This is a genomic window from uncultured Sphingomonas sp., from assembly GCF_964243315.1.
Classification (GTDB): Bacteria; Pseudomonadota; Alphaproteobacteria; order Sphingomonadales; family Sphingomonadaceae; genus Sphingomonas.
Genome location: NZ_CAXTEM010000006.1, coordinates 86444 through 112613, shown reverse-complemented (window position 1 = coordinate 112613; position 26170 = coordinate 86444). Strand labels below are relative to the sequence as shown.

26 protein-coding genes and 1 tRNA gene are annotated in these 26170 nt (G+C 66.8%); 10 read left to right on the top strand and 17 right to left on the bottom strand.

Annotated elements, in window-relative coordinates:
• The first annotated feature begins 537 nt into the window (after positions 1–537).
• Positions 538–1266, top strand: coding sequence for an SDR family oxidoreductase (locus tag ACFE77_RS03740; RefSeq protein ID WP_375420276.1), 729 nt, complete (start codon positions 538–540; stop codon positions 1264–1266).
• On the opposite strand, the gene ACFE77_RS03735 is transcribed toward ACFE77_RS03740, so the two are convergent.
• From ACFE77_RS03735 to ACFE77_RS03725, 3 genes are all read right to left on the bottom strand, one after another.
• Complete coding sequence (locus ACFE77_RS03735) at positions 1228–2874, bottom strand: GMC oxidoreductase (protein ID WP_375420275.1); 1647 nt, start codon at positions 2872–2874, stop codon at positions 1228–1230. The two genes, ACFE77_RS03740 and ACFE77_RS03735, sit on opposite strands and share 39 nt — an antisense overlap.
• 97 nt (positions 2875–2971) lie before the next feature.
• Positions 2972–3046, bottom strand: a tRNA-Glu gene (locus tag ACFE77_RS03730).
• An 87-nt stretch (positions 3047–3133) separates the two neighbouring features.
• Entirely contained in the window at positions 3134–4507 is a 1374-nt protein-coding gene (locus ACFE77_RS03725) for a class II 3-deoxy-7-phosphoheptulonate synthase (protein ID WP_375420274.1), read from the bottom strand.
• A gap of 153 nt (positions 4508–4660) precedes the next feature.
• On the opposite strand from ACFE77_RS03725, the gene ACFE77_RS03720 reads away from it, so the two are divergent.
• A complete protein-coding gene (locus tag ACFE77_RS03720; protein WP_375420273.1) occupies positions 4661–5671 on the top strand; it encodes a M48 family metallopeptidase in 1011 nt (336 codons plus the stop codon).
• Here the strand turns inward: ACFE77_RS03720 and ACFE77_RS03715 are convergent.
• Positions 5665–6603, bottom strand: a complete 939-nt coding sequence (locus ACFE77_RS03715) for a D-2-hydroxyacid dehydrogenase (RefSeq protein WP_375420272.1) — start codon at positions 6601–6603, stop codon at positions 5665–5667. The genes ACFE77_RS03720 and ACFE77_RS03715 overlap by 7 nt on opposite strands.
• On the bottom strand, positions 6600–8024 hold the full coding sequence (cysS, locus tag ACFE77_RS03710; RefSeq protein ID WP_375420271.1) for a cysteine--tRNA ligase: 1425 nt from the start codon (positions 8022–8024) through the stop codon (positions 6600–6602). Before cysS ends, ACFE77_RS03715 begins: the two co-directional genes overlap by 4 nt.
• 157 nt (positions 8025–8181) lie before the next feature.
• On the opposite strand from cysS, the gene rpsU reads away from it, so the two are divergent.
• Positions 8182–8388 carry a 30S ribosomal protein S21 gene (rpsU, locus tag ACFE77_RS03705; protein ID WP_010162663.1) on the top strand — a complete coding sequence of 69 codons (207 nt, stop codon included), beginning with the start codon at positions 8182–8184 and terminating at the stop codon, positions 8386–8388.
• Between the two features lie 104 nt (positions 8389–8492).
• Complete coding sequence (locus tag ACFE77_RS03700) at positions 8493–9086, top strand: FKBP-type peptidyl-prolyl cis-trans isomerase (RefSeq protein WP_375420270.1); 594 nt, start codon at positions 8493–8495, stop codon at positions 9084–9086.
• A 710-nt stretch (positions 9087–9796) separates the two neighbouring features.
• Here ACFE77_RS03700 and ACFE77_RS03695 read toward each other — a convergent pair.
• The 4 genes from ACFE77_RS03695 to wecB form a co-directional block, all read right to left on the bottom strand.
• Entirely contained in the window at positions 9797–10042 is a 246-nt protein-coding gene (locus ACFE77_RS03695; protein ID WP_375420269.1) for a hypothetical protein, read from the bottom strand.
• Positions 10043–10245: 203 nt separating this feature from the next.
• Positions 10246–11001: a metallophosphoesterase family protein gene (locus tag ACFE77_RS03690; RefSeq protein WP_375420268.1), complete on the bottom strand. Its 756-nt coding sequence runs from the start codon at positions 10999–11001 to the stop codon at positions 10246–10248.
• A 64-nt stretch (positions 11002–11065) separates the two neighbouring features.
• Positions 11066–12376 carry a UDP-N-acetyl-D-mannosamine dehydrogenase gene (wecC, locus tag ACFE77_RS03685; RefSeq protein WP_375420267.1) on the bottom strand — a complete coding sequence of 437 codons (1311 nt, stop codon included), beginning with the start codon at positions 12374–12376 and terminating at the stop codon, positions 11066–11068.
• Positions 12360–13481 (bottom strand): non-hydrolyzing UDP-N-acetylglucosamine 2-epimerase, encoded by a 1122-nt coding sequence (gene wecB, locus ACFE77_RS03680; protein ID WP_375420266.1) that lies wholly within the window; start codon positions 13479–13481, stop codon positions 12360–12362. The genes wecC and wecB overlap by 17 nt, the downstream gene beginning before the upstream one ends.
• A gap of 122 nt (positions 13482–13603) precedes the next feature.
• Between wecB and galU the strand changes: the two genes are divergently transcribed.
• Positions 13604–14470: a UTP--glucose-1-phosphate uridylyltransferase GalU gene (galU, locus tag ACFE77_RS03675; protein WP_375420265.1), complete on the top strand. Its 867-nt coding sequence runs from the start codon at positions 13604–13606 to the stop codon at positions 14468–14470.
• Between the two features lie 4 nt (positions 14471–14474).
• Complete coding sequence (locus ACFE77_RS03670; protein ID WP_375420264.1) at positions 14475–15473, top strand: SDR family NAD(P)-dependent oxidoreductase; 999 nt, start codon at positions 14475–14477, stop codon at positions 15471–15473.
• Here the strand turns inward: ACFE77_RS03670 and ACFE77_RS03665 are convergent.
• From ACFE77_RS03665 to ACFE77_RS03635, 7 genes are read right to left on the bottom strand one after another with little or no spacing between them, the layout of a single operon-like run.
• Complete coding sequence (locus ACFE77_RS03665; RefSeq protein WP_375420287.1) at positions 15458–16222, bottom strand: ThiF family adenylyltransferase; 765 nt, start codon at positions 16220–16222, stop codon at positions 15458–15460. The genes ACFE77_RS03670 and ACFE77_RS03665 overlap by 16 nt on opposite strands.
• Positions 16219–16611, bottom strand: coding sequence for a hypothetical protein (locus ACFE77_RS03660; RefSeq protein ID WP_375420263.1), 393 nt, complete (start codon positions 16609–16611; stop codon positions 16219–16221). Before ACFE77_RS03660 ends, ACFE77_RS03665 begins: the two co-directional genes overlap by 4 nt.
• Positions 16611–17054, bottom strand: coding sequence for a dUTP diphosphatase (gene dut / locus ACFE77_RS03655; RefSeq protein WP_375420262.1), 444 nt, complete (start codon positions 17052–17054; stop codon positions 16611–16613). The genes ACFE77_RS03660 and dut overlap by 1 nt, the downstream gene beginning before the upstream one ends.
• Positions 17051–18238 (bottom strand): bifunctional phosphopantothenoylcysteine decarboxylase/phosphopantothenate--cysteine ligase CoaBC, encoded by a 1188-nt coding sequence (gene coaBC / locus ACFE77_RS03650; protein WP_375420261.1) that lies wholly within the window; start codon positions 18236–18238, stop codon positions 17051–17053. Before coaBC ends, dut begins: the two co-directional genes overlap by 4 nt.
• The gene (locus ACFE77_RS03645) at positions 18235–19353 is read right to left on the bottom strand and encodes a hypothetical protein (RefSeq protein WP_375420260.1); all 1119 of its coding nucleotides are present in this window, start codon (positions 19351–19353) and stop codon (positions 18235–18237) included. The genes coaBC and ACFE77_RS03645 overlap by 4 nt, the downstream gene beginning before the upstream one ends.
• A gap of 10 nt (positions 19354–19363) precedes the next feature.
• Entirely contained in the window at positions 19364–20899 is a 1536-nt protein-coding gene (ubiB, locus tag ACFE77_RS03640) for a 2-polyprenylphenol 6-hydroxylase (protein ID WP_375420259.1), read from the bottom strand.
• A gap of 55 nt (positions 20900–20954) precedes the next feature.
• On the bottom strand, positions 20955–21686 hold the full coding sequence (locus ACFE77_RS03635; RefSeq protein WP_375420258.1) for a class I SAM-dependent methyltransferase: 732 nt from the start codon (positions 21684–21686) through the stop codon (positions 20955–20957).
• 55 nt (positions 21687–21741) lie between these two features.
• Between ACFE77_RS03635 and mutM the strand changes: the two genes are divergently transcribed.
• The 4 genes from mutM to ACFE77_RS03615 all read left to right on the top strand — a co-directional run bounded on the left by mutM (position 21742) and on the right by ACFE77_RS03615 (position 25010).
• Positions 21742–22557 carry a bifunctional DNA-formamidopyrimidine glycosylase/DNA-(apurinic or apyrimidinic site) lyase gene (gene mutM / locus ACFE77_RS03630; RefSeq protein ID WP_375420257.1) on the top strand — a complete coding sequence of 272 codons (816 nt, stop codon included), beginning with the start codon at positions 21742–21744 and terminating at the stop codon, positions 22555–22557.
• Between the two features lie 97 nt (positions 22558–22654).
• Positions 22655–22918 (top strand): 30S ribosomal protein S20, encoded by a 264-nt coding sequence (rpsT, locus tag ACFE77_RS03625; RefSeq protein ID WP_375420256.1) that lies wholly within the window; start codon positions 22655–22657, stop codon positions 22916–22918.
• Positions 22919–23350: 432 nt separating this feature from the next.
• A complete protein-coding gene (dnaA, locus tag ACFE77_RS03620) occupies positions 23351–24730 on the top strand; it encodes a chromosomal replication initiator protein DnaA (protein ID WP_375420255.1) in 1380 nt (459 codons plus the stop codon).
• Positions 24731–24779: 49 nt separating this feature from the next.
• Entirely contained in the window at positions 24780–25010 is a 231-nt protein-coding gene (locus tag ACFE77_RS03615) for a hypothetical protein (protein ID WP_375420254.1), read from the top strand.
• Between the two features lie 151 nt (positions 25011–25161).
• Here ACFE77_RS03615 and trpS read toward each other — a convergent pair whose 3' ends face one another.
• Positions 25162–26166, bottom strand: coding sequence for a tryptophan--tRNA ligase (gene trpS, locus ACFE77_RS03610; protein ID WP_375420253.1), 1005 nt, complete (start codon positions 26164–26166; stop codon positions 25162–25164).
• Positions 26167–26170 lie beyond the last annotated feature (4 nt).

Sequence of the window (26170 nt, the reverse complement as noted above, 5' to 3'; positions counted from 1 at the left end):
CGGCTTCGGCATGATGGGCGCCACGCTGCGCTATCGCCGCAAGTCCACCAAGGTCTCGTTCGCTTGACTTGAACTCCCTCGCGAACGGGCGGAGCCGTCGGCCGAAAGGTCGGCGGCTTCTTCGCCTTCTCACGATCCCAACCTGATCGGCTCGCCTTGTCTGTCGGGCGCGCCATGCTAGAGGGCTGCCGATGCATAGAGCAATCCCCGCGGACATGACGGTTGTGGGCTGGAGCGTAGTCGCCATTGGTGCGCTCAGCCTCGCGGTCGTGGTGCTCAAATTCGCACCGAGCAACAGGGCGGAACCGGGACCTTCGACGATCGCGATGGGCGTCGCTTTCGTCCTCTGCGCTCTCGGTGCAGCCGGCGCGGCGATCGGCTTGTACTGACGATCGTCGGCGCCGGCCGACTCTTGTTGCCGACGGTCTATCGTGCCGCAGAAATCCTTCGAACCCATGACGTTGTTTGCGACGCCATTCCCGATTAGGGCCGGCGTCAGGTCATACAGAAGTCTGATGATCGAGCGGAGAGTGAAGAGTGGCGAAGGTCGTTATGGTGACCGGCGCGAGCGCCGGCCTCGGTCGAGCACTCGTTCGGGCATTGGTGGAACGCGGTGATGTGGCGATCGCGGTCGCTCGCCGGTCCGACCAGCTCGACGAGACGGTGAAGGATCTCGATCCCGCCCGGATCTTAACGGCCACCGCGGATGTGCGCGACGCGGAGGCGTTGGCTGCGATCGCAACCGCTGCCCGCGCTCGGTTCGGCAAGGTCGACGGGCTTTTCGCCAATGCGGCAATCTACCCTCGCGGACGGATTCACGAGCAGGGCTCTGCCGAGGCACTCGACGTGATGGCGGTGAACGTCGTGGGGGTCGCCAATGCGATTCGTGCGGTACTGCCGGGCATGATGCGCGCCGCGCACGGCCGCATCGTCGTGCTCGGTAGCTTCGCCGATCTCGCGCCGTTGCCGGACTCCTGGGCCTACTCCGCTTCCAAGGGCGCGATCCATGCACTCGCGCGTGCAGCCGCCGCGGAAGTCGCCGGCGACTACCCCGATATCCTGGTCAACGAGTGGGTGCCTGGCGTGCTGCGCACCGAGATGGGCATCGCCGACGGTATCGATCCGGCGGTAGCTGCGGTCTGGGGGCTGCGCTGGATCGATCTTCCTCCTGGCGGACCCAATGGACGGATGTTCTCGGGGGAGACGATCGTGGAACCGCCGGTGGGGCTAAAGCGAAAGCTGCTCCGCCGGGTCGGCCTGGGCTGACGACCGCCGCGACGACGCGAACTGTTCGCCGATCCGGTCCGCCACCCGGATCGCATTGGCCGCGATCGTCAGGCTCGGGTTCACCCCGCCGCCGGTCGGCATGAACGATCCGTCGACGACATAGAGGTTGTCGATCCCGTGCGCCTTGCAGTCGCGATCGAGCACGCTGGTGGCGGGATCGTTGCCGAACCTGCACGTTCCCATCGGGTGCCCCCAGTTGATCAGTGCGTCCGCGCTCAACCAGAACAGCCGGCTGTTCGGGAAGGCACGCTTCAACAAGCCGCGCGAGGCACGGGCTCTCGACCGCAATTCTTCGGGGGTGCGATAATGCACCCGAACCCCGGACGGGCTTTTCGGGTCGAGTTCCAGACGATTGTGGAGATAGGGCAGGTCCTCGACCAACATGGTCAGGATGGTCGCGGTCCCGAAGAGCTTCTCGGCGACCTTGGCAGGGACACGCAAGAACGGTCGCGCGGGACGCAGCGCGCGCCAGCGGCTCGCATCGAACCGATTGTACAGGAAAGTGAGGATGTTGCCGTAGCCGGCGGACAGACCGGTCGCCTGGATCATGCCGAGCCGCAGACCGTCCGCGCGGTACAGCTGACGGCTACCGATCGTCTTGGTCGGGCCTTGCCCCTCTGCCTTGCGGCTCGGCCATATCGCGAACCAATTATCGACGTGGAACATCAGGTTGCGACCGAGCACGCCCGAGCGGTTTGCGATCCCCTCCGGCCATGCGGCGCTGCGAGAGCCAAGCAGGAGTGGAGCGGAGCGCATCGTCCCCGCGGCCAGGATGACGATCGGCGCGCGGACACGGTGTAACTTGCCGGCGCGGCGATAGATCACCCCGGTTACGCGCGTCGCATCCGCTTCCAGCCGCACGACGTCCGCGCCGGTCACCAGCGTGGCGCCGGCGCCGAGGGCTGGATCCACCCCGCACGTCTTCGAGTCGCTTTTGCACCCGATGGGGCAAGGCACGCCGAGACATTCCTTGCACCCCGGCTTGTAGGCGATGCCGACATGCAGCCGGTATGGGGCCAGTCCCGCCGCGGCCATATCCTGCATCAGGACCGCATCGCTCGCGCGCATGGGCGGCGGCCGCAGTAGTTCCTCCGCGTCATTCTCGCCCGGTATCGTGGTGCCGTGCACGCGTAGCCAGCGTTCGGCGAGCCGATAATAAGGCACGAGCTCATCATAGGCGATCGGCCAACCGCCGGTCGGATGCGGATGATCCTCGGTCGCGTCGATATCGTCGCGGGCCAAACGCTCGAGCGCCGCCGCATACAGCAAGGTCGATCCACCAACGCCGCAGCCGATCGACATCGAAAGATCCGCATCGATGTCGTCGACCGACGTCCCGAACAGATCTGGCCACAAGCCCCGACTCTGACGCTCCGTCGGATCGTTGCCCGCCGGCGCGATTTGCCGCTCCATCGGCGCCAGCGTGTCTCCCTTTTCAAGGAACAACACTCGCAAGCCTTGCTCGGTCAACCGGCGACCGGCCATGCCGCCGCCCATGCCCGTGCCGACGACGATGGCGTCCCAGTCCTCCCGATCGTCATGAACATCGGCAGGCTCGGTCGAGCCTTGATCTTGCTGGTCGCTCATGGGGACGCGGTGCACGCCCGCTACCTTTTTGTCGAGGGCGGAGACGGATAGAGGCTGGAGCCAAGATCCCCGACCGATGCAAAACCAGCGCTTGGCGTGGTGACCCCTACGAGAATCGAACTCGTGCTTTCGCCGTGAGAGGGCGACGTCCTAACCGCTAGACGAAGGGGCCGCGGTGGAGGGGCGCGTCTAGGGGAGGGGGCGCCGGGCGTCAAGACGGTTGGAGCAGCGCGCCGCCGCGAGGCGGCGCGACGCCCAGTCAGGCGGCGACCTTGCGGCGCTCCGCCATCTCCGCGTTGAGCATCTCCGCCAGCAGGAACGCGAGTTCGAGGCTCTGGCTCGCGTTGAGGCGCGGGTCGCAATGCGTGTGGTAACGATCCGCCAGGCTCTGTTCGGTGACGTCGACCGCGCCGCCGGTGCATTCGGTCACATTCTGCCCGGTCATCTCGGCATGGATACCGCCCGCATGCGTGCCCTCTGCGCGGTGGACCGCGAAGAAGCCGCGGACCTCGGCGAGGATCCGGTCGAACGGCCGCGTCTTGTAGCCGTTGGCGGCCTTCACGACGTTGCCGTGCATCGGATCGCAGCTCCACACCACCGGATGGCCTTCGCGCGTCACCGCGCGGACCAGCTTCGGCAGGTGCGCCTCGATCTTGTCGTAACCGTAGCGCGTGATCAGCGTCATCCGCCCGGGCACCCGCGCGGGGTTGAGCGTATCGAGCATCCGCAGCAGCGCGTCGGGCTCCAGCGACGGCCCGCATTTCACGCCGATCGGATTGCCGATGCCGCGCAGGAACTCGACGTGCGCCGATCCCTCGAACCGCGTCCGGTCGCCAATCCACAGGAAATGCGCGCTGGTGTCGTACCAGTCGCCGGTCAGCGAATCCTGCCGCGCCATCGCCTGTTCGAACGGCAGCAGCAGCGCTTCGTGGCTGGTGTAGAAATGCGTCTGCGCGAGCTGCGGCACGATCTCCGGGTCGATCCCGCACGCCTTCATGAACTCCAGCGCTTCGCCGATCCGGTCGGCGGTCTCGGCGTATTTCTTCGACCAGGGGCTGCGGCCCATGAAGTCGTGGGTCCAGCGATGCACCTGGTGCAGGTTGGCATAGCCGCCCTGCGCGAACGCGCGCAGCAGGTTCAGCGTCGCTGCCGACTGCGAATAGGCGCGGATCATCCGCTGCGGATCGGGAATCCGGCTTTCGGCGCTGAAGCCGATGTCGTTGACGTTGTCGCCACGATAGCTCGGCAGCTCGACCCCGTCGATCACCTCGGTCGGGGTGCTGCGCGGCTTGGCGAACTGGCCCGCCATCCGCCCGAGCTTCACCACCGGCAGCTTCGACGCGAAGGTCAGCACCACCGCCATCTGCAGGATGACGCGGAACGTGTCGCGAATGTTGTTCGGGTGGAACTCGGCGAAGCTCTCCGCGCAATCGCCGCCCTGGAGCAGGAACGCGCGACCCTCGGCCACCTCGCCCAGCGACTCGGTGAGGTTGCGCGCCTCGCCAGCGAACACCAGCGGCGGATAATTGCGCAGCGTCTCGGTCGCGGCGTCGAGCGCGGCGGCATCGGGATAGTCGGGAAGCTGGCGCGCATCGGCGTGAGTCCAGCTATCGGGGGCCCAGTTTGCGGCCATGTTCTCGGTCCTTTGTTCGTGCCCGGCCATGCCCGCAAACGCCGGTTTTCGCAACGAAGGAAAGCTTGGGCGGGGCAGGGAGCGGATGCGCACGGGCGTCCGGGACCGGCGGCGGTGGCGTTCAGCTCCGGGACGGCTTAGGGCGCGCATCGCATGATCATGCCGCTCGTTCCCGCTTTCCGGCGCCGTTTTGCGATCCTCGCCGCCATCGTCGCCCTGGTTCCGGCGCCCGCTTCGCCGCAGGCCGATCCCGCGGCGACTTTCGCGGCGCTGCGCATCGTCGATCAGCGGTTGGCGGGCATCGCCTATCGGCTGACCACCGCCAACGCGACCCTCTGCCGCGATCTCGTGCCGTCGCCGGGCTGGGCGATCCACAGCCTCGGCCAATATGAGCCCGATCTTCGCGCGCAGGCACGGGCGAGCTTCGGGTTCGAAACGCCGATTGCAATTGAGGCGGTCGTGCCCGCCGCACCCGCGGCGCGCGCCGGCGTGGTCGCGAACGACTCGCTCGTCGCCATCAACGGCGAGCAACTGACTGGACCGCCGGGCGCGAAGGCCGACAGCAGCGCGCGCGATGCCGCAAACGCGCTGATCGCCCGCCAGCCCATCGGCGCGCCGTTGCGGGTCGATCTGCTAAAGGGCGGTGCGCGGCGGACGATCGCGATCGCTGCGGTCGCGGGATGTCCGGGGAGTTTCGAAGTGCTGCTCGGCCCGGGTATGGAGGCGTCGGCGGACGGCCGGACGGTACAGGTCGCGGTGCGCTTTTTCGAACGATACACCGACGATCAGGTCGCGGTCGTCGTCGCGCACGAACTCGCGCACAACATCCTGCGTCACCGCGCGCGGCTCGATGCGGCGAAGGTCAGCCGCGGGCTGCTCGCCGAGGTTGGCCGCAATGCCCGCATCTTCCGCCGCACCGAGACCGAGGCGGACCTGCTCGGCATGCACCTGTTGCGCAACGCCGGCTATGATCCGCAGGGCGCGGTCGCGTTCTGGCGCGATCATGGCGGCGACGTCGATGGCGGCCTGTTCCGCAGCCGCACGCATCCGTCGTCCAAAGCACGCGCGCAGGCGATCGCCGACGAGATCGCGCGCATCCCGGCGGGCTCGGCGCGTCCCTACCTGCCGCCGCTGCTCGCCAGCCGCGACGAGGCGCTTCAGTAACCCGCGTCGAGATCGACGACGTTGCGCATCGGCCGGCCCGCGACATAGGCCGCGAGGTTCTCCAGGAACAGCGTGGCGCCGCGGCGGAACATCTTGGTCTGGCTGCGGCCCGACAGATGCATGGTGATCATGCAATTGGGGGCGGACCAGAGCGGGTGATCTGCGGGCAGCGGTTCGGGGTTGGTCGGGTCCAGGAACGCACCCGCGATGCCGCCTTTCGCCAGCGCATCGATCAGCGCGTCGTCGTCGATCATATCGCCCCGCGCGATGTTGATCAGCCACGCGCCGGGCTTCATCGTCGCGAGCTCGACCGCGCCGATCATCGCCTTGGTCGCGTCGGTCGATGGCGCGGCGAGGATCACCCAGTCATAATCGCCGAGCGTCGCCTGCCAAGTATCGGGGGTCAGCGTCCCGTCGCGCCCCGATCGGGTGACGCCGGTCACCGCGACCCCGAACGCCGCGAGCCGATCGCCGATCAACCGGCCGATCGCGCCATAGCCAACGACCAGCGCGCTGGTCTCGAACAGTTCGATCTTGCCCGCCGAATCGCCCGGCCATTCGTGGCGGTCGTGCGCGCGGACGACCTCGTCGAAGCGCTTGGCCGCGGCGAGCACGCCCAGAACCGCATATTCGGCGACCGCATAGGCGTTGATCCCGACCCCGTTGGTCAGCGTCACGCCCTTGCTGCGAAGCGTGTCGAGCGGGAAGGCGTCGAGCCCGGCATAGATGGTCGACACCCACTTCAAATTGGGTCCCGCGGCTTGCAGCGCTTCCGCGACGAGGTGCGTCGGCTGCATGTCGACCCAGGCGATCTCGGCATCCGCGATCATCGCGTTGGCGTCCGCGGGCGAGGCGAACCACGCGGGCTCGACCGTGGCGGGCAGATGCGGTTCGAGCAGCCCGCGCGCGATCGCGGGTAGGACAGCCTTCATGTGTCGATCCTCCAGTCCCAGCCGAGCGGGTCACCGTCCATCACCTCGACACCCATCGCCGCGAGCTCGTCGCGGATCGCGTCGGATCGCGCGAAATCCTTCGCCGCGCGCGCTTCGCGCCGCGCGGCCAGGCGATCTTCGACGGTAGCGGCATCTATCGCCGCCGATACCGGACGGACTCGCAGATCCTCGCGGCGCAAGGTCAGCAGGTCGAGCCCGAGTACCGCGTCGAAATCCGCCAGCGCGGCAAGGCGGTCGGCAGGCGAGATCCGCTTGTCGGCGAGAAGCGCGTCGAGCGCCGGCAGCGCCCTGGCGGTGTTGAGATCGTCGGCCACCGCCTCGTCGAGCTGCGCGCGATACGGTGCGGTGGCGCCCGTCGTGGGCGCGGCGGGGCGATCGCGCAGGGCGGCGACGGCGTGAACCAGCCGCTTCAGCCGGGTCGATGCCGCCGAGAGATTGTCCCACGAGAATTCCAGCTCCGACCGGTATTGCGCCTGGAGGCACATCAGCCGGTATGCGAGCGGGTGGAACCCGCGATCGACAAGCGCCTGCAGGGTCAGGAATTCACCGGCCGACTTCGACATCTTTCCCGCGCGGTCGACGAGAAAGTTGTTGTGCATCCAGAAGGTCGCGCCGGTGTCCGCGCAATCGCAATAGGCTTGGTTCTGCGCGATCTCGTTGGGGTGGTGGATCTCGCGGTGGTCGATGCCGCCGGTATGGATGTCGAACGACGCGCCCAGATATTTGCGGCTCATCACCGAACATTCCAGATGCCAGCCCGGCGCGCCCCGGCCCCAAGGCGAGTCCCACTCCATCTGCCGGTTCTCGCCGGGGGCGGAGGTCCGCCAGATCGCGAAATCCTGCGGATGCCGCTTGCCCGCGACCGGATCGATGCGCCCCTCGACATCGTCGCTCCCGGTCCGCGCCAGCCGGCCGTAGTCGGGGACGGTCGCGGTATCGAAATACAGGCCGTCGGCGAGCTGATAACAATGCCGCTCGGCGATGGTTTCGGCGAACGCGATCATCTCGGCGATGTGATCGGTGGCGAGCGGGAAGGCGGCCGGATCGCCGATGTGCAGATCCTTAAGGTTCTGCTTGAACGCCGCGGTGTAATGCGCGGCGATTCTCCAGATATCGTGCCCGCTCGCTCGCGCCGCGGCCTCCATCTTATCGTCGCCCAAATCGGCGTCCGACGTCAGATGCCCGACATCGGTGATGTTGATGATGTGGGTGAGGGGATAGCCCTTCCACCGCAACACCCGTCCTAGCGTGTCGGTGAAGACATAGGCGCGCAGATTGCCGACATGCGCATAATTGTACACTGTCGGGCCGCAGGAATAGATCCGAACGTTGGCGGGATCGATCGGTCGGAACGGCTCCAGCGATCGAGTCAGGCTGTTGTATAGCGTCAGCGGGGTCATCCACCGGCCTTAGCCCTGCTGCAAGGCGGCGGCAAAGCGTCTCTCCGCGGGCCGGGGAGGGTTGCCATCGCTGGGGCTCGCTGCTAATCGCCCCGTTCGCACGGCGCGGACTGGGTCCGCAGCCGCGTTTGCTATTTGACTGGAGTCCAGGCGGTTTATGCAGATCATCGTTCGCGACAATAATGTCGATCAGGCCCTGCGCGCGCTCAAGAAGAAGCTGCAGCGCGAAGGCGTGTACCGCGAAATGAAGCTGCGCCGTCACTACGAGAAGCCCTCGGAGAAGCGCGCTCGCGAGCGTGCCGCCGCCGTCCGCCGCGCCCGCAAGCTGGAGCGCAAGCGCATGGAGCGCGACGGCGCCCGGTAAGAACCGGCTGCCTTACCTCGCGCGCGCGTGCGCGTAGGGTGTGACTTTTGTGACTTTTCACCGGTGACGGCCGGCCCGGCATCACCCACTCCAGGTGTCTCGCCATGTCGACCGTTACCGCCGTGCCGCTGCAGCCCGTCAAGCGCAGCTATATCGTCTATCTTTGGATCGGAATCGCGCTGGCGTGCATCGCCGCTTTCGCGCTGGCCCGTCAGGGCGACGATTTCATGGCGCGCAACGCCCGCGCCCGCGGTGTGGTGACCACGCCGTCCGGTCTCCAGTACAAGGTGATCGCGCCCGGCAAGCCCGGCGCGGCCAAGCCGACCGACGCCGACATCGCGCTGATCAACTACGAGGGCAAGCTGCTCAACGGCACGACCTTCGACAAGTCGCAGCAGCCGACGCCGATGCCCGTCGCAGGCGTCGTCCCCGGCTTCTCCGAAGCGCTGAAGCTGATGCCCAAGGGCGCCAAGTACCGCGTATGGATCAAGCCGAGCCTCGGCTATGGCGCTGAGACCAAGGGCCCGATCCCTGGCAACTCGACGCTAGCCTTCGACATCGAACTGGTCGACTTCCTGCCCGAGGCGGTCGTCCGCCAGATGCAGCAGCAACAGCAGATGATGGGCCAGGGCGGCATGCCCGGCGGCGCCCCGGGTGGTATGCCCGGCGGCATGCCTGGCGGCCCGCCGCCGCAGTGATGGCTGCCAGGTCGATCAAGGCACGCTCCGGCTGACCCGCAACCAGCGGTGGCACCGTCGTAAGGCGAGATTGGAGGAGGGCTGACTTCCTGTCGTCGCCGACGGCAGTGAGACACGGCATGGTCCAGTAATCGTCGGCCCACTCAGCGTCAGAGAGCTAACCCGATATTGTGAGGTCTAAACGGCCATCGATCTGTTCTTCGGGAATTAGCGAGCTTCGTCGATGCCCGAGCACAGTGCCAGTCTGTCCTACAACACCGACGGTCGATACGCTGCTTGGCGGCTACTATCCCCCATCACTGCGAACGGGGGTGGCTCAGTCGTTGAGTTCCCGAGAGTAGAAAACATCGAGCTGCCCGTTTCCGTCATCCCCGCGCAGGCGGGGATCCAGACTAGCGAACAACGATGCGGCTGACATACTGAAGTCAGCCAGTCTGGCTCCCCGCCTGCGCGGGGATGACGAACAAGCTGGCGGAGCGCTACTTGCGGTCCCCTAGCGCAGTCCGGCTCACTTCGTCTTCGAAAGACGTTTGGGCCGACGATCTCCGCGGCGCCGCGCGGACCGGGTTGTCACGCATAATGCGTGCAAGTGGAGGTAAGCACCCGCGCCGCTCAACTCCTATCGCCCTCAAACACAGGTACAATCATCTACCGCAGACAAAAAAATAGCGGCCCTAGGACCGCTATTTTCCTCAACTGAGCGGTTAAGCTTAGTTGCTGTCTGCGTCGTCATCGCTGTCAGCGACGATTACGATGCCTGCGACGACCGCTGCTGCGGCCAGGATAGCGACGATAACGCCGCCGCCTGCAAGCTTATCCTTCTTCGCGGAAACCGAAGCGGCGCGAACCGACTTCGAAACCGAGAGGCTCGCTGCCGGGTTCGCCGGAGCGGCCACTGCCGGAGCAACTGCCATCGTGGCGGCTGCTGCGGCCATGAAATACTTACCAAGACGCATGTCGAACTCCCTCTTTGCTCGTCAGCCGGTGCCTTGCCACCACCGGGAGAGCAAGGCAACCCGCGAACGGGTTTTATGCGAATGTCTTCCGCACTGTTGCGGCGCTGCAACAATCCAGCGCCGTTTTACCTCATAGCATGCCAGCAAGTTGCGGAAAGAGGGTGTATAGCTGCTCGTCGGGTAATTCTTGCGGTGAAGCGAAGTTAAACTGTAACAATAGTCCAGCTCGTCGCATCTTGGAGCCCGAGCGCCGACAAGTGACCGCTGGTGTAAGCACCGGTATCGACCCCGATCCGATTGCTCCTGAACTCGACCTCCGGAGAGATCGTGTGCCCGTGAACGATCATCTTGTCGAACGAGCGATCATGGTCGAGAAACGGATCGCGGATCCAGCGCAGGTCGCGGCTTTGCTGTTCGCCCAGATCGACGCCGGGGCGTATCCCGGCATGGACGAAGACATAGTCGCCGATCTCGATCATGTCCTCGAAACCATCGATGAACGCCGCGTGCTCTTCCGGCACGAGTTGCTTCAGTTCGGCCGCGAACTCCTCATAATCGAGCCGGTCGTAGCGATCGGGATCGAGCCCGTAACTGATCACCGTCTCCCGCCCGCCAATCCGGCAGAACAGCCGCAGCGCCTTTGGCTCTCCCTCGACCGCGCCGAGGAAGATCTCTTCATGATTGCCCTTCAGGAACCGCGTGTTGGGCCGCGCCGACGCCAGGCGTCTCAGCCGCTCGACTACTTGCGCCGAGGCGGGGCCACGGTCGACGAGATCACCGAGGAAGATCAGCGTCGTCTTCGCCGGCCCACGCGCCTTGTCGTCCGCGTCGATCTGGTCGAGCAGGCGGGCGAGGAGATCGTCGCACCCGTGCAGATCGCCGATCGCATAGACCCGCTCACCGGGCGGAATGGCGAAGCCGGGCTTGGCCGCGCGCGATTTCAGGAAGTTACGTAGCATGGCTGAATGATGTGTCCGGCAAGCCGCCGCCTATAGGTGCCCGTGGGCGCGGTCGCAACTCGCGTCAGCCGGCGAGCCTGAGCGGGGTGGCCGCGGCTGCGTCGAAGCTGGTGATGCGGGGCTGGTCGGGCCAGATCCCACGGGTATCGAGCACCCGCTTGTCGGCGCGCTCTTCCAGCGGGACCGAGCGGAACACGTCGTGATCGACGAGCACGATCATGATTGGGCAGCTGGCGATTGCCGCGTCGATATCGATCAACGTGGCGCCACTGCCGGTGAAGCTGGCTGGCAGCGATGCCGCATAGGGTTCGACGATGCGCACGCGGTTGCCGAAACGGGCGGCGAGCGTCGTCGCAATCAGCAGTGCCGGGCTCTCGCGAAAGTCATCGATATTGGCCTTGAAGGCCAGGCCGAGGCACGCGACCGGCGTGCCGGGCAGCGATTCGATCAATGCGGTCGCTTGCGCGATCACATGCGCGGTCTTGCCGTCGTTGACCTCGCGCGCGGTGCGGATCAGCGGCGTGTTCTCGGGATCGGCATGGACCAGGAACCATGGGTCGACCGCGATGCAGTGCCCGCCGACGCCGGGGCCAGGCTGGAGGATGTTCACGCGCGGATGACGATTGGCGAGGCGAATCACCTCCCAGACATCGACGCCCATCGTATCCGCAATGAGGGAGAGTTCGTTCGCGAAGGCGATGTTGACGTCGCGAAACGCGTTCTCGGTAAGCTTGGTCATCTCCGCGGCGCGCGCGGTGGTCGTCACGCAGGCGCCGCGCACGAATCGCCGATAGAACGCCAGTGCCTTGCGGGCGCAGCGTGGCGTGATGCCGCCGATCACCCGGTCGTTGTCGATGAGTTCGACGAGGATGCGGCCCGGCAGCACGCGTTCGGGGCAATAGGCGATCGCGACGTCGGCGCCGTCGCCGGTCCGCCCCGGCACGCGCAGGTCGGGTCGCAAGCGCGCGAGCAGGTCGCGCACCTGTTCTGTGGTGCCGACCGGCGAGGTCGATTCGAGAATGATCGTATCGCCCGCCTTCAACACCGTCGCGATCGTCGCCGTCGCTTCGAGCACGTAGCGGATGTCGGGTGCATGATCGGCCGCGAACGGGGTCGGAACCGCGATTACGAAGACATCGGCAGGCGCGATCTGCGTCGAAGCGATCAGCGTGCCGCGCGCGACCACGCCCGAGACGAGGCCGTCGAGATCGACCTCCTCGATGTGGACCTTGCCCGAATTGACCGTGTCGACGACCGACTGCGCGACATCGACCCCGAGCACCTGCGCGCCGGTTCGCGCGATCACCGCCGCGGTGGGCAGGCCGATATAGCCGAGCCCGAGGATGGCGACCTTCAGGTCAGGCGCTGACAGCATCGGCGATGATCCTCGCGATTCGTTTACTGGCTTGGCCGTCGCCGAAGGGGTTGTGCGCACGGGCCATGGTGGCGTGGGCGGCCTTGTCGTCCAAAAGCCTGAAGACTTCGGAAACGATGCGCGCCTCGTCGGTGCCGACCAGGCGCGCGGTGCCTGCTTCGACGCCTTCCGGCCGTTCGGTGGTGTCGCGCATCACCAGCACCGGCTTGCCGAAGGCGGGTGCCTCCTCCTGCACGCCGCCCGAATCGGTCAGCACGAGGTGGCAGAGATCGAGCGCGCGGATGAAATGCGGGTAATCGAGCGGGGCGACGCGCGCGATGCGCGGATGATCGCCGAGGATGTCGTCCATCACCGCGACAACATTGGGGTTGGGGTGCACCGGGAAGAGGATGGCGACATCCTCGCGCGCGGCGATCCGCGCGATCGCGCGCGCGATGGCTGCCATGCCGTCGCCGAAATTCTCGCGGCGGTGCGTGGTGACGAGGACGATCTTCTTGCCGGCAAAACGCTCGGCGACATCGTCGAGCCCGGCGGCAATCGCGGGGTCCGCCACGATCCGCGCCTTCGTCCAGTGCAACGCGTCGATCACGGTGTTGCCGGTGACATGGACGCCGTCGCGAATATTCTCGCGCGTCAAGGCCGCCGCAGCGGTGGCGGTGGGCGCGAAGTGAAGATCGGCAATCGGCGCGACGATGCGGCGGTTCACCTCTTCGGGCCAGGGATGGTAGATGTCGCCGGAGCGCAGCCCCGCCTCGACATGCGCGACCGGGATCTTGCGGTAATAGGCGGCGAGCGCGCCCGCCATCGCGGTGGCGGTGTCGCCCTGGACGATGACACGATCGGGCCGCTCGACGTCCATCACCTCGCCCAAGCCCGTAAGCAGCCGCGCGGTCAGGCGGTCCAACGACTGGCCGGGCTCCATCAGATCGAGATCGAGATCGGGCACCAGCCCCGCGACCGCGAGCACCTGATCGAGCAGGCCGCGATGTTGCGCGGTGACGCAGGTGCGCACCGTCAGCCCGGGCGTCGCGAGCAACGCGGTGACCACCGGAAACAGTTTGATCGCTTCGGGACGCGTGCCGAACACGATGAGGATCTTTGTCATCGGGGTGCGTTAGCGTTCGGACTTTAAGACGATGCTAAGCCGACGCGGCGAGGACACGAATCGCGTTTGCGGGGAAGGCGCCGGATCGGTAAGCGACCCCCGGTCGAGACAAGAAGGACGATGTGATGATCAAGCCCGTGCGCAAGGCGGTGTTCCCGGTGGCGGGGCTCGGCACGCGCTTCCTGCCGGCGACCAAGGCGATGCCGAAGGAAATGCTTACCGTCGTCGACAAGCCGCTGATCCAATATGCGGTCGAGGAAGCGCTGGAAGCGGGGATCGAGCAGATCATCTTCGTCACCGGCCGCGGCAAGGGTGCGCTGGAGGATCATTTCGACATCTCCTACGAGCTCGAGGACACCATGCGTGCGCGCGGCAAGTCGCTCGTCGCGATCGAAGGCATCCGGCAGAAGCCGGGTTCGCCCGTCTATGTCCGCCAGCAGGAGCCGCTCGGCCTTGGTCATGCGGTGTGGTGCGCGCGCGAGATCGTCGGCGACGAGCCTTTCGCGGTGCTGCTGCCCGACGAACTGATGGTCGGCACGCCCAATTTTATGAAACAGATGGTCGACGCCTATGCCGGCGTCGGCGGCAACATTGTCGGCGCGCTGGAAGTGCCCGACAGCGAGACCGACAAATACGGCATCATCTCGCCGGGCGCTGTCGACGGTCGCCTGACCGAAGTCACCGGGCTGGTCGAGAAGCCTAAGGGCAAGGCGCCGTCCAACCTGATGATCCCCGGCCGCTATATCCTGCAGCCCGAGGTCATGCGCATCCTGGAGACGCAGGGCGCGGGTGCGGGCGGCGAGATCCAGCTGACCGACGCGATGGCGCAGCTGATCGGCAAGCAGCCGTTCCACGGCTTCACCTTCGACGGGCATCGCTACGATTGCGGTGACAAGGCCGGGTACATCCAGGCCAATTTGGCGCTGGCGCTCGCCCGCGAGGACATTGGACCCGCGGTTCGCGCGTTCGCCCAGTCGTTGCTGAATTGATCGGATGACGATCCTCGTCACCGGGATGGCGGGGTTCATCGGCTATCACGTCGCGCACGCACTGGCGGCGCGCGGCGAGGATGTGCTCGGGATCGACGACCTCAACACCTATTATCCGGTCCAGCTGAAGCATGACCGTTTGGCGGCGCTGGCGCGTGATCATGGCGAGCGGGTGCGTTTCGTCGAGGTCGATATCGCCGACGAGGCGGCGCTGGAGCAGGCGGTGGGCGGCGCGACGATCGACCGGATCGTGCATCTCGCCGCACAGGCCGGGGTGCGATATTCGATTGAGAACCCGCGGGCCTATGCGCGGGCCAATCTGCTCGGTCATCTCAACATGCTCGAACTCGCACGGGCGCGGGAGACGGAGCACCTCGTCTACGCATCGTCGTCGTCGGTCTATGGCGGCAACAAGGAACTGCCGTTCCGGGTCGAAGACCGCGTCGATCACCCGGTCTCGCTCTATGCCGCCACCAAGAAGGCGGACGAGCTGATGAGCGAAAGCTATGCGCATCTGTATCGCACGCCGATGACGGGGTTGCGCTTCTTCACGGTCTACGGACCTTGGGGGCGGCCCGACATGGCGCCGTGGCTGTTCACCAGCGCGATCCTGGAGGGGCGGCCGATCAAGGTGTTCAACGGCGGCGCGATGCAGCGCGACTTCACCTATATCGACGACATCGTCGGGGGCATCGTCGCCGCACTCGATTCACCACCCGCGGACGATCGCAACCCGAAGGCAGGGGGCAGCGTGTCGCCGCACGCGATCTACAATATCGGCAACAATCGCGCTGAGGAACTCGGTCGATTCGTCGACCTGATCGAAGCCGCCTGTGGGCGACCCGCGATCCGCGAGATGATGCCGATGCAGCCGGGCGATGTCGTCGCGACCTATGCCGATACCAGTGCGATCGAACGCGATCTGGGCTTCCGTGCCGCGGTGCCGATCGACGTCGGCATTCCGCGCTTTGTGGAATGGTATCGCGGTTATACCGGCGTTTGAGGCGCGCAGGCCGGGCAGCCGGGGTCCTTCGGCAGAACGAGCGTGCGAAAGCGTAGCGCCAATGCATCGACGAGCAGGAGCTTGCCCGCGCTGTCGTCACCGAACGGCACGACTGCGCGCAGCACCTCGAGCGCGGCGAGGCTGCCGAGGATGCCGGTGACCGGGCCGAGGATACCGTCCTCGGCGCAGCTGTTCGCGGCCTGATCGGGATCGCCGCCCACGAAGCAGCGATAGCAGGGCTTGCCTGCTTCCCAGCCACGATACACCGCGAGCTGCCCTTCAAATTGGCCGACCGCTGCCGAGACCAGCGGGATACGCAGCGCGAGCGCGGCGTCGGCGACCGCCAGCCGGGTCGCGAAATTGTCGCAACCGTCGAGCACGACGTCCGCCCCCGCGATCAAGGTCGCCGCATTGTCGGCATCGATGCGCTTTCGATAGGCATCGACCGCGACATGCGGGTTGATCCGCACCGCCGCCGCCGCCGCCGCGGCGACCTTGGCGGTGCCGACATCGTCGGTCGCGAAGATCGTCTGCCGCTGCAGATTGGATCGGTCGACCACATCGTCATCGATTAGCACGAGCCGCCCGACGCCCGCCGCCGCGAGATACTGGATCGCGGGCGATCCCAACCCGCCCGCGCCGACGATCGCAACCCGCGCCGCGCCGATCCGTCGCTGGCCGTCGCCGCCGATCTCCTTCAGCACGATGTGACGGGCGTAGCGTGCGAGCTCGTCGTCGCCGAGGGTCATCCCTGCCATTGATAGGTCACCGGCAACCGATACCAGCCGGGCTTGACCCGGTTGCGATCGGCCGCGACCGCGCTACGCGCGAGGGTGGAGACATAGCCGACGGTGAACTGCTCCACGGTCGGGCAGTCGATCGCCTGCGGGACGACCTGGCGGATTACGCCCTCGGCGCCGATCAGGATCGCGACCGGCACATCGACGCGCGACATGCCCGCCGGATCGGGCTCGACCCGGCATCGACCCGCCTTCACCTCGCCCTGCACGAACGAAGAGACGTGGAACCCGTCGGTGCGGAGCGGAAGCGAGAACAGTGGCAGCGCGGCCCAGTTCGGCGGGACCGTAGGCGCCACCTGTGCGGCGGCTTGTGCCGCGATCATGAGCCAGCCCGTCATCATCGTCCGGTGGATCCGAAGCCTCCGCTACCGCGCTCCGTGTCGTCGAGCGAGTCGACGGCGTCGATGATAGCATGTTGCACCGGCGCCGGCACGAGTTGAGCGATGCGTTCCCCGCGGACCACTGCGTACGGTTCGCTGCCGAGATTGGCGAGGATCACCTTCACCTCGCCGCGATAGTCCGAATCGATCGTGCCCGGCGTGTTGAGGCAGGTGATCCCGTGCTTGAGCGCGAGGCCCGAACGGGGTCGCACCTGCACCTCGAACCCCGTGGGAATGGCGATGGCGAAGCCGGTCGCCACCGCGTGCCGCGCGCCGGGTGCGAGAACCAGATCCTCCGCGGCGACCACGTCCATCCCTGCCGCACCCGCAGTGGCATAGGCGGGCAGCTGCAGCCCTTCGCCATGCGGCAGCCGCATCAGCGCGATCCGGATGGCGGTCATGCGTCATGTTCCAGCGTGTCGGCGATCCGCGCCACCAGCTTCGCCGCGACCGCCGCCTTGGGGAGGCGATCCCATGATTCGACCCCGAGCGCGGTGGCGATGTGCACGGTGTTGGCGTCACCGCCGAACACGTCTCCCGACACATCGTTGGCGACGATCCAGTCGGCGCCCTTGCGAGTGCGTTTGGCGCTGGCATGTTCGACGACGTGCTCGGTCTCGGCCGCGAAACCGATCAGCAGCCTGGGGCGATCGGGGCTGCGCGCGAGCGTCGCGAGAATGTCGACGTTTTCCGTGAGCGCCAGGGTCGGCGACGCATCGCCCTTCTTCAGCTTCTGCGGGGCAACGTCGACCCGCCAGTCTGCCACCGCGGCGACCATCACGCCGACATCGGCGGGCAGCGCGGCGTTGACCGCATGCGCCATGTCCTCGGCGGTGACGACATCGATGCGGTCGACCCCAGTGGGCGTGGCGAGATCGACCGGCCCGGCGATCAGCGTAACCCGTGCGCCCGCGGCGGCGGCGGCGGCGGCGATTGCGAAACCTTGCCGGCCGGAGGATCGGTTGGCGATGAAGCGAACCGGATCGATCGGTTCGTGGGTCGGCCCCGCGGTGACGAGAACGTGACGGCCGTGCAGCGGCCCGCCGCGGCGACCGTGCAGCGCGTGTTCGATGGCCGCGAGGATCGCCTCCGGATCGGGCAGGCGGCCCTTGCCGTATTCGCCGCAGGCCATCGCGCCGTCGTCGGGGTCGAGGACGGTCACGCCGTCCGCGTGCAATTGCGCGATGTTGCGGACGGTCGCGGGGTGATGCCACATCCGTACGTTCATCGCGGGCGCAACGATCACGGGCTTGTCGGTCGCGAGCAGGACCGTGGTTGCGAGATCGCCGGCGAGCCCTGCGGCCATCTTGGCGATGAGGTCGGCGGTGGCGGGGGCGACCACCACGAGGTCGGCTTCGCGGCTGAGCTGGATATGGCCCATCTCGCTCTCGTCCTTCAGGTCCCACAGCGTCGTGTAGACCTTGTCCTCACTGAGCGCGGCCAGCGTCATCGGAGTGACGAAATGCGCGCCGCCATCGGTCAGGACGCAGCGGACCGCGTGGCCGCGCTTGCGCAGCAGCCGAACCAGTTCCGATGCCTTATAGGCCGCGATACCGCCGCCGACGATCAACAGGATGCGCTTCATCGAACCATCCTCGTCACCGTGATCCGCCGCCGGTCCAGCGCGCCGACGATAAGGTCGCGGACGCCGTCGAGTGCGAAGGCGAGCCCGACGAGCATCGTCGGTGCCACCAGCAACCCCCAATAGAAGGTATCGGTGCGGCCGAACAGCGCCAGCACCAGCGCATAGGAGCCGGTGATTGCCAGTACCCGCAGCGCGAGCGGATCGCGCCACGCCGCCCAACCGAACAGCGCCAGCCCGACCAGCGGTGCCGCCAGCCATTCGGGCGCCAGCGCCAGCGCGGTCGATATCGTCATCGTGCGGACGAAGAAGCCGAAGCCGAGCATGCCGCTCCACCCCGGCGACGCGGGATCGAGCGGGCGGACGACCTGCGCCACCGCATGCGCGTGCAGCCCGACCGCCAACGCCAGCACGCCGATCGCCGCGACCCAGCCGAGCGCCTCGCGCCGATCGCCCTCGATCCAGGCGAACGCTGCCATCAACGCGAGGTAGAGCCCGGCGGTCTCGCGAATCAGCACCGCGGCCAGCCCCAACGCCACCGCCGGCGTCCAATTGTCGGGCCGACGCACGGCAAGTGATAGCGCCACGAACAGCCCCGCCCAAACCTCGTGGAAGGCGACGAGATCCGATTGGACGAACGCCATCATCCCGCCCGCGAGCAGTGCCATCGCGATGATCAGCGGGGGTCCGCGCGAAAAGGCGGAGCGCAGCCGCGCCAGCCACGCGAGCGCGGTCGTGGCGGCGAGCAGGTAGAGCAGCATCGTCGTGACGATCGCGGGAAGCGCCGCCTGCACCATCGCGAGCGTCGGCAGGCGGAAGGTAACGAACGGGCGGAGCGGATAGTCACCGGCACGCAGCGCGTCGGCGGCGACGGGGTAATAGCTGCCACCGTGGCGCACGCCCTCGACGATCGTCTCGTAGAGCACCACGTCGGTCTGGTCGTCCGCGCGATTGGCGGGATCGCCGCTGACCGGGGGCGGGCCCGGCGTGCCGAGCGCGAGCAGCGTCGCCAGCAGCAGCATCGCCAGCAGCGCCAGCGCTACCCGCGCCCGGCCTGCGGACAGCGTGGCGAATCGCGACGGCTGCGACAGCCAGAGGGGGGCCGGGGGACGGCGCATCGCCGATCGCTTACCGCAGCACCAGCAACGTGGTCGCGACGCTCGCCGCGGCGGTCAGCACTGCGACCACCGCATAGCGCCAGCCGCCGCCGATGCGGATCACCTCGATCTCGGCAAGCGGCGGGGCAGGGGGCTCGCCACCGGGCGCGGGGTAGCGCGCCTCGATGCGGCGGATCAGCTCGGGGATGCCGACCAGCGTCCGCACGTCGGCGAGCAACCTGTCGGCGAGCGCCGCCTCGGGGCCCAGTTCGGTGCGGATCCATTCGCGCACGAACGGCGCCGCCGACTCCCACAGGTTGATGTCGGGATCCAGCCCGGTGGCGACGCCCTCGACCATAACCATCGTCTTCTGGAGCAGCAGCAGATGCGGCTGGGTGACCATGTCGAAGTCGCGGGTGATCGAGAACAGCCCGTCGAGCATCATCCCGATCGACATCTCCTTCACCGGCAACCCCCGCATCGGCTCGCCCACCGCGCGCAACGCGGTCGCGAATTCGGCGACATTGTGGTGTGAGGGGACATAGCCCGCCTCGAAATGAATCTCGGCGACGCGTTTGTAGTTGCCGGTGATCAGCCCGTAGAGGATCTCGGCGAGCCACACCCGCGCGCGGCGATCGATCCTGCCCATGATCCCGAAATCGATCGCCGCGATGCGATTGCCGGGCAGCGCGAACAGATTGCCCTGGTGCATATCGGCGTGGAAGAACCCCTCCGCGATCGCCTGGCGCAGGAAGGCGCGGATCAGCGTCTGGGCGAGCTTGGGCAGGTCATAGCCAGCGGCCACCAGTGCGGCGCGATCCGACAGCTTGATGCCGTCGATCCACTCCATCGTCAGCACCTTGGCGGTGGACCGCTGCCAGTCGATCGCTGGGACGCGAAAATCGGGTTCCGCGGTCATCGCCTCGGCGAGTTCGGACGCGGACGCCGCCTCGCGCCGGAAATTCAGTTCGCGCGTGGTCCAGCGCTTGAAGGTCTCAATCGTAAGCCGGGGGCGGAGCCGCCTAGCCTCGACGCTCATCGCCTCGAGCTGCGCCGCGGCCCATTGGTAGGTCGCGATCGCGCGGGTGAAATCGGCCTCGACGCCGGGGCGCAGCACCTTCACCGCGACTTGGCGACCGTCGATGGTCACCGCGCGGTGGACCTGCGCGATCGATGCGGCGCCGACCGGGACCTGCTCGATCCGGGTGAAGAAGTCGCTGGTCGGCCGGCCGAGGCTAGCCTCGATCGCGGCGTGGATGGTCTCGTACGGGACCGGCGGCAGCGCGTCCTGCAAGCGCAGCAGATCGTGCGCGGCGGCGTCGCCGACCAGATCGGGGCGAGTCGCGAGAGTCTGGCCGAGCTTGATCGCGGCGGGGCCGATCGCCTGGAACGCATCCGCATAGCGCGGCACCGCGGGCACGCGCGCACCGAACCGCGCGATCCGCGCAAGCCGGCGCACCGGCGCGGGTGTGTTAGGATCGCGCTCGATCCCGCGCAGCGCACCGTGCCGCGCGAGGATTCGGCCCCAGCGGAGGAGCCGCCAGACATGAACGATGGGGGCGGTCACGCGTCCTGAGCCTGGACCCCGGCCTGCGCCGACGTTTGATCCTGCTGTCGCACGATCAAATCTTCCAGCCGCTGTGGATCGCGACCAGCCCGCCGAGCAGCGGCTCGACCTTGGTACGCACGAAGCCCGCCTCACCGATCATCCGTTCGAAGGTCGGCATGTCCGGGAAGCGGCGGATCGATTCGATGAGATAGCGATAGCTCTCCGAATCCTGCGCGAGCAACTGGCCAAGCTTCGGCACCATCTTGTGCGAATAGGCGTCGTAGATCTCGCGAAAGCCCGGCCACAAGGTGGTGGAGAATTCCAGGCAGAAGAACCGCCCGCCACGGCGCAGCACCCGGTTCGCCTCGCGCAGGGCCTTGGGGATGTCGGTGACGTTCCGGATGCCAAACGCGATCGTGTAGGCGTCGAAGAACCGGTCGGGAAAGGTCAGCGTCTCAGCGTTCGCTTCCGTCCATACCAAACCGTCGATGCCGCGCTTCGCCGCGCGTTCCATGCCGACGTCCAGCATCGCGGGGTTGATGTCCGCGACCGTCACCGACGCACCCGACGAGGCGAGGCGGAACGCGATGTCGCCGGTGCCGCCGGCCATATCGAGGATCTGCTCGCCGGTACGCGGCTGAACGCGGCGGACGAAGCGGTCCTTCCAAAGCCGGTGCATGCCGCCGGACATCGCGTCGTTCATCAGGTCGTAGCGGCTCGCGACGTTGGTGAAGACGCCGCCGACGCGCGCGGTCTTTTCGGTCGCGGGGATGTCTTCGTAGCCGAAGGAAACGGTATCGCTCATCCGCCCGCTCTAGCCAGTGCTTGTGGCGGCGGCAAACCCAACCTAGCTGCGGATCGTGCCCGAACTCCCCGAAGTCGAAACCACGGTCCGCGGGCTCGCCCCCGTCCTGACCGGCCAGCGCCTGATCAAGGTCGAGCCGCGCCGTGCCGATCTGCGCAAGGCGATCCCGGTCGATCTGCGCCAGCGGCTGACCGGGGCGACCGTGACGTCGCTTGGGCGACGCGGCAAATACGGGACGATCCTCACCGATCGCGGCGACACGCTGATCTTCCATCTCGGCATGTCGGGCCGCTGGAGGGTCGATCCGGGCGAGGAGTTAGCGCACGACCATCTGCTCATCGAGACGGCCGAGGGGCGAAGACTCGCGCTCAACGATCCGCGGCGATTCGGCTTTCTCGACCTGTGGTCGAGCGTCTCGATTGGCGACTATCCACCGTTCGCCGCGATGGGGCCCGAGCCCCTCGGCCCTGATTTCACCGGCGATCATCTGCTGGCCGCGCTCGCCGGGCGCAGTGCTCCGATCAAGGCGATGCTGCTCGACCAGCGGATCGTCGCTGGGCTGGGCAACATCTATGTCTGCGAAGCGCTGCACCTCGCCCGGATCGCTCCATCACGGGCAGCGGGCAGGGTTGCGCTGTTCCGGCTCGAACGGCTGGCGGTCGCGGTTCGCGAGGTTTTGCTGGCGGCCATCGACGCGGGAGGATCGACGCTGCGCGATTATGCGCGGCCCGACGGCGAGCTCGGCTATTTCTCGAAGCAGTTCCTGGTCTATGGCCGTGAGGGGGAAGCCTGTCATTGCGGGGGCGTGGTGCGGCGTCGGGCCGAGAATGGCCGGTCGACATTCTGGTGCCCGACCTGCCAGCGCGGTTGACCCGCGGCGTACCTCTCGCTAAGGGCCGCACCTTCGAGAGAGCGTAGGGTGTTCCCGGCGCCCCTTTTTCATCGAACAGAATTTACGAGGACCGAACATGGCGAACACGCCGCAAGCCAAGAAGCGTATCCGTCGCAACGATCGTCGCGCCGAAGTGAACGGCGCCCGCGTCGGTCGCATCCGCACCTTCGTCAAGCGCGTCGAGGCCGCCCTGGCGTCGGGCGACAAGGCTGCCGCCGCAGCCGCGTTGCAGCAGGTCCAGCCGGAGCTGGCACGCGGCGTGTCAAAGGGCGTGCTCCACAAGAACACCGCGAGCCGCAAGTTCGCCCGCCTTACCAAGGCGTTGTCCGCGATCGGCTGATCCCGACTGCAATCGGCTACGATATTCGAGCCCGCCAGATGCAAATCTGGCGGGTTTTTCGTTGCCCGCCGCGCGCCCGCAGGAACGAAAACAGAAACGTAGGATTCACCGCGATTCGCGCCCGGCAAGGCAAGTTGCGGATCGTCGTGCGCGAGGAAAACGCCTGTTAATTCAGCGGGTTGTTAAATATACGACGCAAATCTGCGGGCGAAACCGAGTCAATCCGCATTATTTAGGAAATGTGACAGGTCGTGCTCTTGCTCGACTCAACCGCAGGCGCATAGATCGCACCTCGCAGCGGCGGTGACCACCGATCCGCTTCATACACAGGCAGGAAATGCCGGACGGCCGATCGGCCGAACGGGGGGATATTTTCCGTCGACTTGCAGCGGCACCGCACGAACGCTCGTGCGGGCCGGAGGAGAGGTGCGCGTGGCGAATTGGCAGGGAGGAGCGACGCAGACGAGCGAGGCCGCGCGGGCCTGGGCTCGGGTGCGCACCAATCTGCGCGAATCCGCAGGGGCGCGACTGTTCGACCAGTGGTTGAAGCCGATCGAGCTGATCGAGGGCGGGGATAGCGACTCGATCCGTTTGGGCCTGCCCTCCGCCTTCATGACCAATTGGGTCCGCAATCATTATGCAGACCGCCTGAACCTGGAGTTTCGTGCCTTACTGCCGCAGGTACGCAGCGTCACGATCGAGACGCAGGCGCCCGACCAGGTGCCGGTGGTGACCGCTCCTGCCGATGTCGAGTTCGCGGCCCCCGCCGCGGTCCGTCCGGCAAGCGAGCAGCCGACCCTCGATCCGCGCTTCACCTTCGCAAGGTTCGTGGTCGATGCGTCGAATCGCGTCGCGTTCAACGCCGCTCGGGCGCTGGCCGAACCCGGCGTGCCGCGCTTCAGCCCGCTATTCCTGCATAGCGGCACGGGCCAGGGCAAGACCCACCTGATGCACGCGATCGCCCACGCGTTCCTCGCCATCCAGCCCGACGCGATCGTGCTGTGCATGTCCGCAGAGCGCTTCATGTACGACTTCGTCGCAGCGATGCGCGGCAAGGACACGTTCGCGTTCAAGCAGCGCCTGCGGTCTGCCGACTTGCTGTTGATTGACGATCTTCAGTTTATCGCCGGCAAAGACGCGACTCAGGAAGAATTCTTCCACACCGTCAACGAGATCATCGGCGGCGGGCGGCGGTTGGTGATCAGCGCCGACCGGTGCCCGCAGGCGCTCGACGGCGTCGAATCGCGGATCGTCGGGCGGCTCTCGATGGGGCTGGTCGCCGATATCAAGGCACCCGACCCGGTGCTGCGCCGCGCGATATTGGAGCGCAAGCTGGCCGATATGCCGGACGTCGTCGTGCCCGCCCCGGTGCTCGATCTGCTCGCGGCACGGATCCACGCCAATATCCGCGAACTCGAAGGCGCGCTCAACCGCGTTGTCGCCTATGCGCAGCTTACCGGCGAAACGATCGATCTTGATTTCGCGGTCGCGACGCTCGGCGACGTGCTGCGGGGCGCCCAGCGGCGGGTAACGATCGACGAGATCCAGAAGCTGGTATCGTCGCACTTCGACCTCAAGCCGCTCGACCTGATCTCCGCTCGCCGTGCCCGCGCCGTGGCGCGACCACGGCAGATCGCGATGTACCTCGCCAAGCGGTTGACGACGCGCTCGCTGCCCGAGATCGGGCGGAAATTCGGTGGGCGCGACCATTCCACCGTGATCCACGCAGTGCGCAGGATAGAGGAACTGCGGGATACGGATGGCGACATCGACACTGCGGTGCGTTCGCTAATGCGGGAGCTCGAGGCCTGAACCGTTGGCGCCGCTGGCACGTTGAGCCGGGTCCAACCCGGAGATCATGATGACCAACGACGACACCGTGAACACTCGGCAGCGCGAGATCGCGACGGAGCATTTGCTGTTCAAGCTCATCGAATATGTCGAGGACCGCCATCCGGGGCTGCTCGATCATCTGGAGAACAGCCTCGACCATTTGGGTGACCCGGCACGCGACGAAACCAAGGACGACGAGCGGGTGCGCCAGATCGCGCGCGGGATGATCGATGGAGCGCGCAAAGAAGGGGTGCGTTGAGGGGCTGACGCTGGTTCGCTCGTTCGAACCACTTATCGAATGCTCAACATGTTGTGTCCCCGCGCAGGCGGGGACCCAGTACTGGGCTCCCGCCTTCGCGGGAGCACAAGCAGGCGGGCGGCAAGCCTCCTTTACGCTGCCGGCGCGCGCATCAGATCAGCAAGCCTACCGCTTCCTGCGCGGCCTTTAGCGTCGGAGCTGCGAGGTCGCGAGCGCGCGAGGCGCCGCGCTCCAGCACCACGGCCACTTCCCCGCGATCCTCCAACAATCTCGTGAGGCGTTCGCGGATCGGGCTCAGCGTCGCAACCGCCAGATCCGCCAAGGCGGGCTTGAACGCGCCGAAGCCTTGGCCCGCGAATCGGCCAAGCACCGCCTCCACGCTCTCGTCGGCGAGGGCCGCATAGATCGTCACCAGATTGCGGGCTTCGGCGCGGTCGGCGAGGCCGGCTGCAGTGTCGGGCAGCGGCTCCGGATCGGTCTTCGCTTTGCGGAGCTTCTGGACGATGAGGTCGTCATCGTCGATCAGGTTGATGCGGCTCATGTCCGACGGGTCCGACTTGGACATCTTGGCGGCGCCGTCGCGTAGCGACATCACCCGCGGCGCCGCCGTCGAGATGAACGGCTCGGGCAGGGTGAACAGGTCGATCGAATAGTCGGTGTTGAACTTGGTCGCGATGTCGCGGGCGAGTTCGAGATGCTGTTTCTGATCGTCGCCGACGGGCACATGGGTGGCGTTGTAGGCGAGCACGTCGGCGGCCTGGAGCACCGGGTAGGTGAACAGCCCGACGCTCGCGCCTTCGCGGTTCTTGCCCGCCTTGTCTTTCCACTGGGTCATTCGGTTGAGCCAGCCGATGCGGGCGGTGCCGCCCAGGATCCAGGCGAGTTCGCTATGCGCCTTCACGCGCGCCTGGTTGAACAGGATTGCGCGATCTGGGTCGATCCCGGCAGCGAGCAACGTCGCGGCCATCTCGATCGTGTTGGCGGCGAGCGCGCGTGGCTCTACCGTGCCGGTCAGCGCGTGGAGATCGGCGAGGAAGAACAGGCAGTCGTCGGCCACCGCCATCGCGTCCTGCATGGCCACCCATTGCTTGATCGCGCCGAGGTAGTTGCCGAGGTGGAGATTGCCCGTGGGCTGGATGCCGGAAACGACGCGCAAGGGA

Bases quoted from the DNA above. Each gene is read 5' to 3' on its own strand.
- ACFE77_RS03735 (WP_375420275.1), bottom strand. From the start codon at position 2,874: ATGAGCGACCAGCAAGATCAAGGCTCGACCGAGCCTGCCGATGTTCAT.
- ACFE77_RS03725 (WP_375420274.1), bottom strand. From the start codon at position 4,507: ATGGCCGCAAACTGGGCCCCCGATAGCTGGACTCACGCCGATGCGCGC.
- ACFE77_RS03720 (WP_375420273.1), top strand. From the start codon at position 4,661: ATGATCATGCCGCTCGTTCCCGCTTTCCGGCGCCGTTTTGCGATCCTC.
- ACFE77_RS03715 (WP_375420272.1), bottom strand. From the start codon at position 6,603: ATGAAGGCTGTCCTACCCGCGATCGCGCGCGGGCTGCTCGAACCGCAT.
- cysS (WP_375420271.1), bottom strand. From the start codon at position 8,024: ATGACCCCGCTGACGCTATACAACAGCCTGACTCGATCGCTGGAGCCG.
- rpsU (WP_010162663.1), top strand. From the start codon at position 8,182: ATGCAGATCATCGTTCGCGACAATAATGTCGATCAGGCCCTGCGCGCG.
- ACFE77_RS03700 (WP_375420270.1), top strand. From the start codon at position 8,493: ATGTCGACCGTTACCGCCGTGCCGCTGCAGCCCGTCAAGCGCAGCTAT.
- ACFE77_RS03695 (WP_375420269.1), bottom strand. From the start codon at position 10,042: ATGCGTCTTGGTAAGTATTTCATGGCCGCAGCAGCCGCCACGATGGCA.
- ACFE77_RS03690 (WP_375420268.1), bottom strand. From the start codon at position 11,001: ATGCTACGTAACTTCCTGAAATCGCGCGCGGCCAAGCCCGGCTTCGCC.
- wecC (WP_375420267.1), bottom strand. From the start codon at position 12,376: ATGCTGTCAGCGCCTGACCTGAAGGTCGCCATCCTCGGGCTCGGCTAT.
- wecB (WP_375420266.1), bottom strand. From the start codon at position 13,481: ATGACAAAGATCCTCATCGTGTTCGGCACGCGTCCCGAAGCGATCAAA.
- ACFE77_RS03670 (WP_375420264.1), top strand. From the start codon at position 14,475: ATGACGATCCTCGTCACCGGGATGGCGGGGTTCATCGGCTATCACGTC.
- ACFE77_RS03665 (WP_375420287.1), bottom strand. From the start codon at position 16,222: ATGACCCTCGGCGACGACGAGCTCGCACGCTACGCCCGTCACATCGTG.
- ACFE77_RS03660 (WP_375420263.1), bottom strand. From the start codon at position 16,611: ATGACGGGCTGGCTCATGATCGCGGCACAAGCCGCCGCACAGGTGGCG.
- dut (WP_375420262.1), bottom strand. From the start codon at position 17,054: ATGACCGCCATCCGGATCGCGCTGATGCGGCTGCCGCATGGCGAAGGG.
- coaBC (WP_375420261.1), bottom strand. From the start codon at position 18,238: ATGAAGCGCATCCTGTTGATCGTCGGCGGCGGTATCGCGGCCTATAAG.
- ACFE77_RS03645 (WP_375420260.1), bottom strand. From the start codon at position 19,353: ATGCGCCGTCCCCCGGCCCCCCTCTGGCTGTCGCAGCCGTCGCGATTC.
- ACFE77_RS03635 (WP_375420258.1), bottom strand. From the start codon at position 21,686: ATGAGCGATACCGTTTCCTTCGGCTACGAAGACATCCCCGCGACCGAA.
- rpsT (WP_375420256.1), top strand. From the start codon at position 22,655: ATGGCGAACACGCCGCAAGCCAAGAAGCGTATCCGTCGCAACGATCGT.
- ACFE77_RS03615 (WP_375420254.1), top strand. From the start codon at position 24,780: ATGACCAACGACGACACCGTGAACACTCGGCAGCGCGAGATCGCGACG.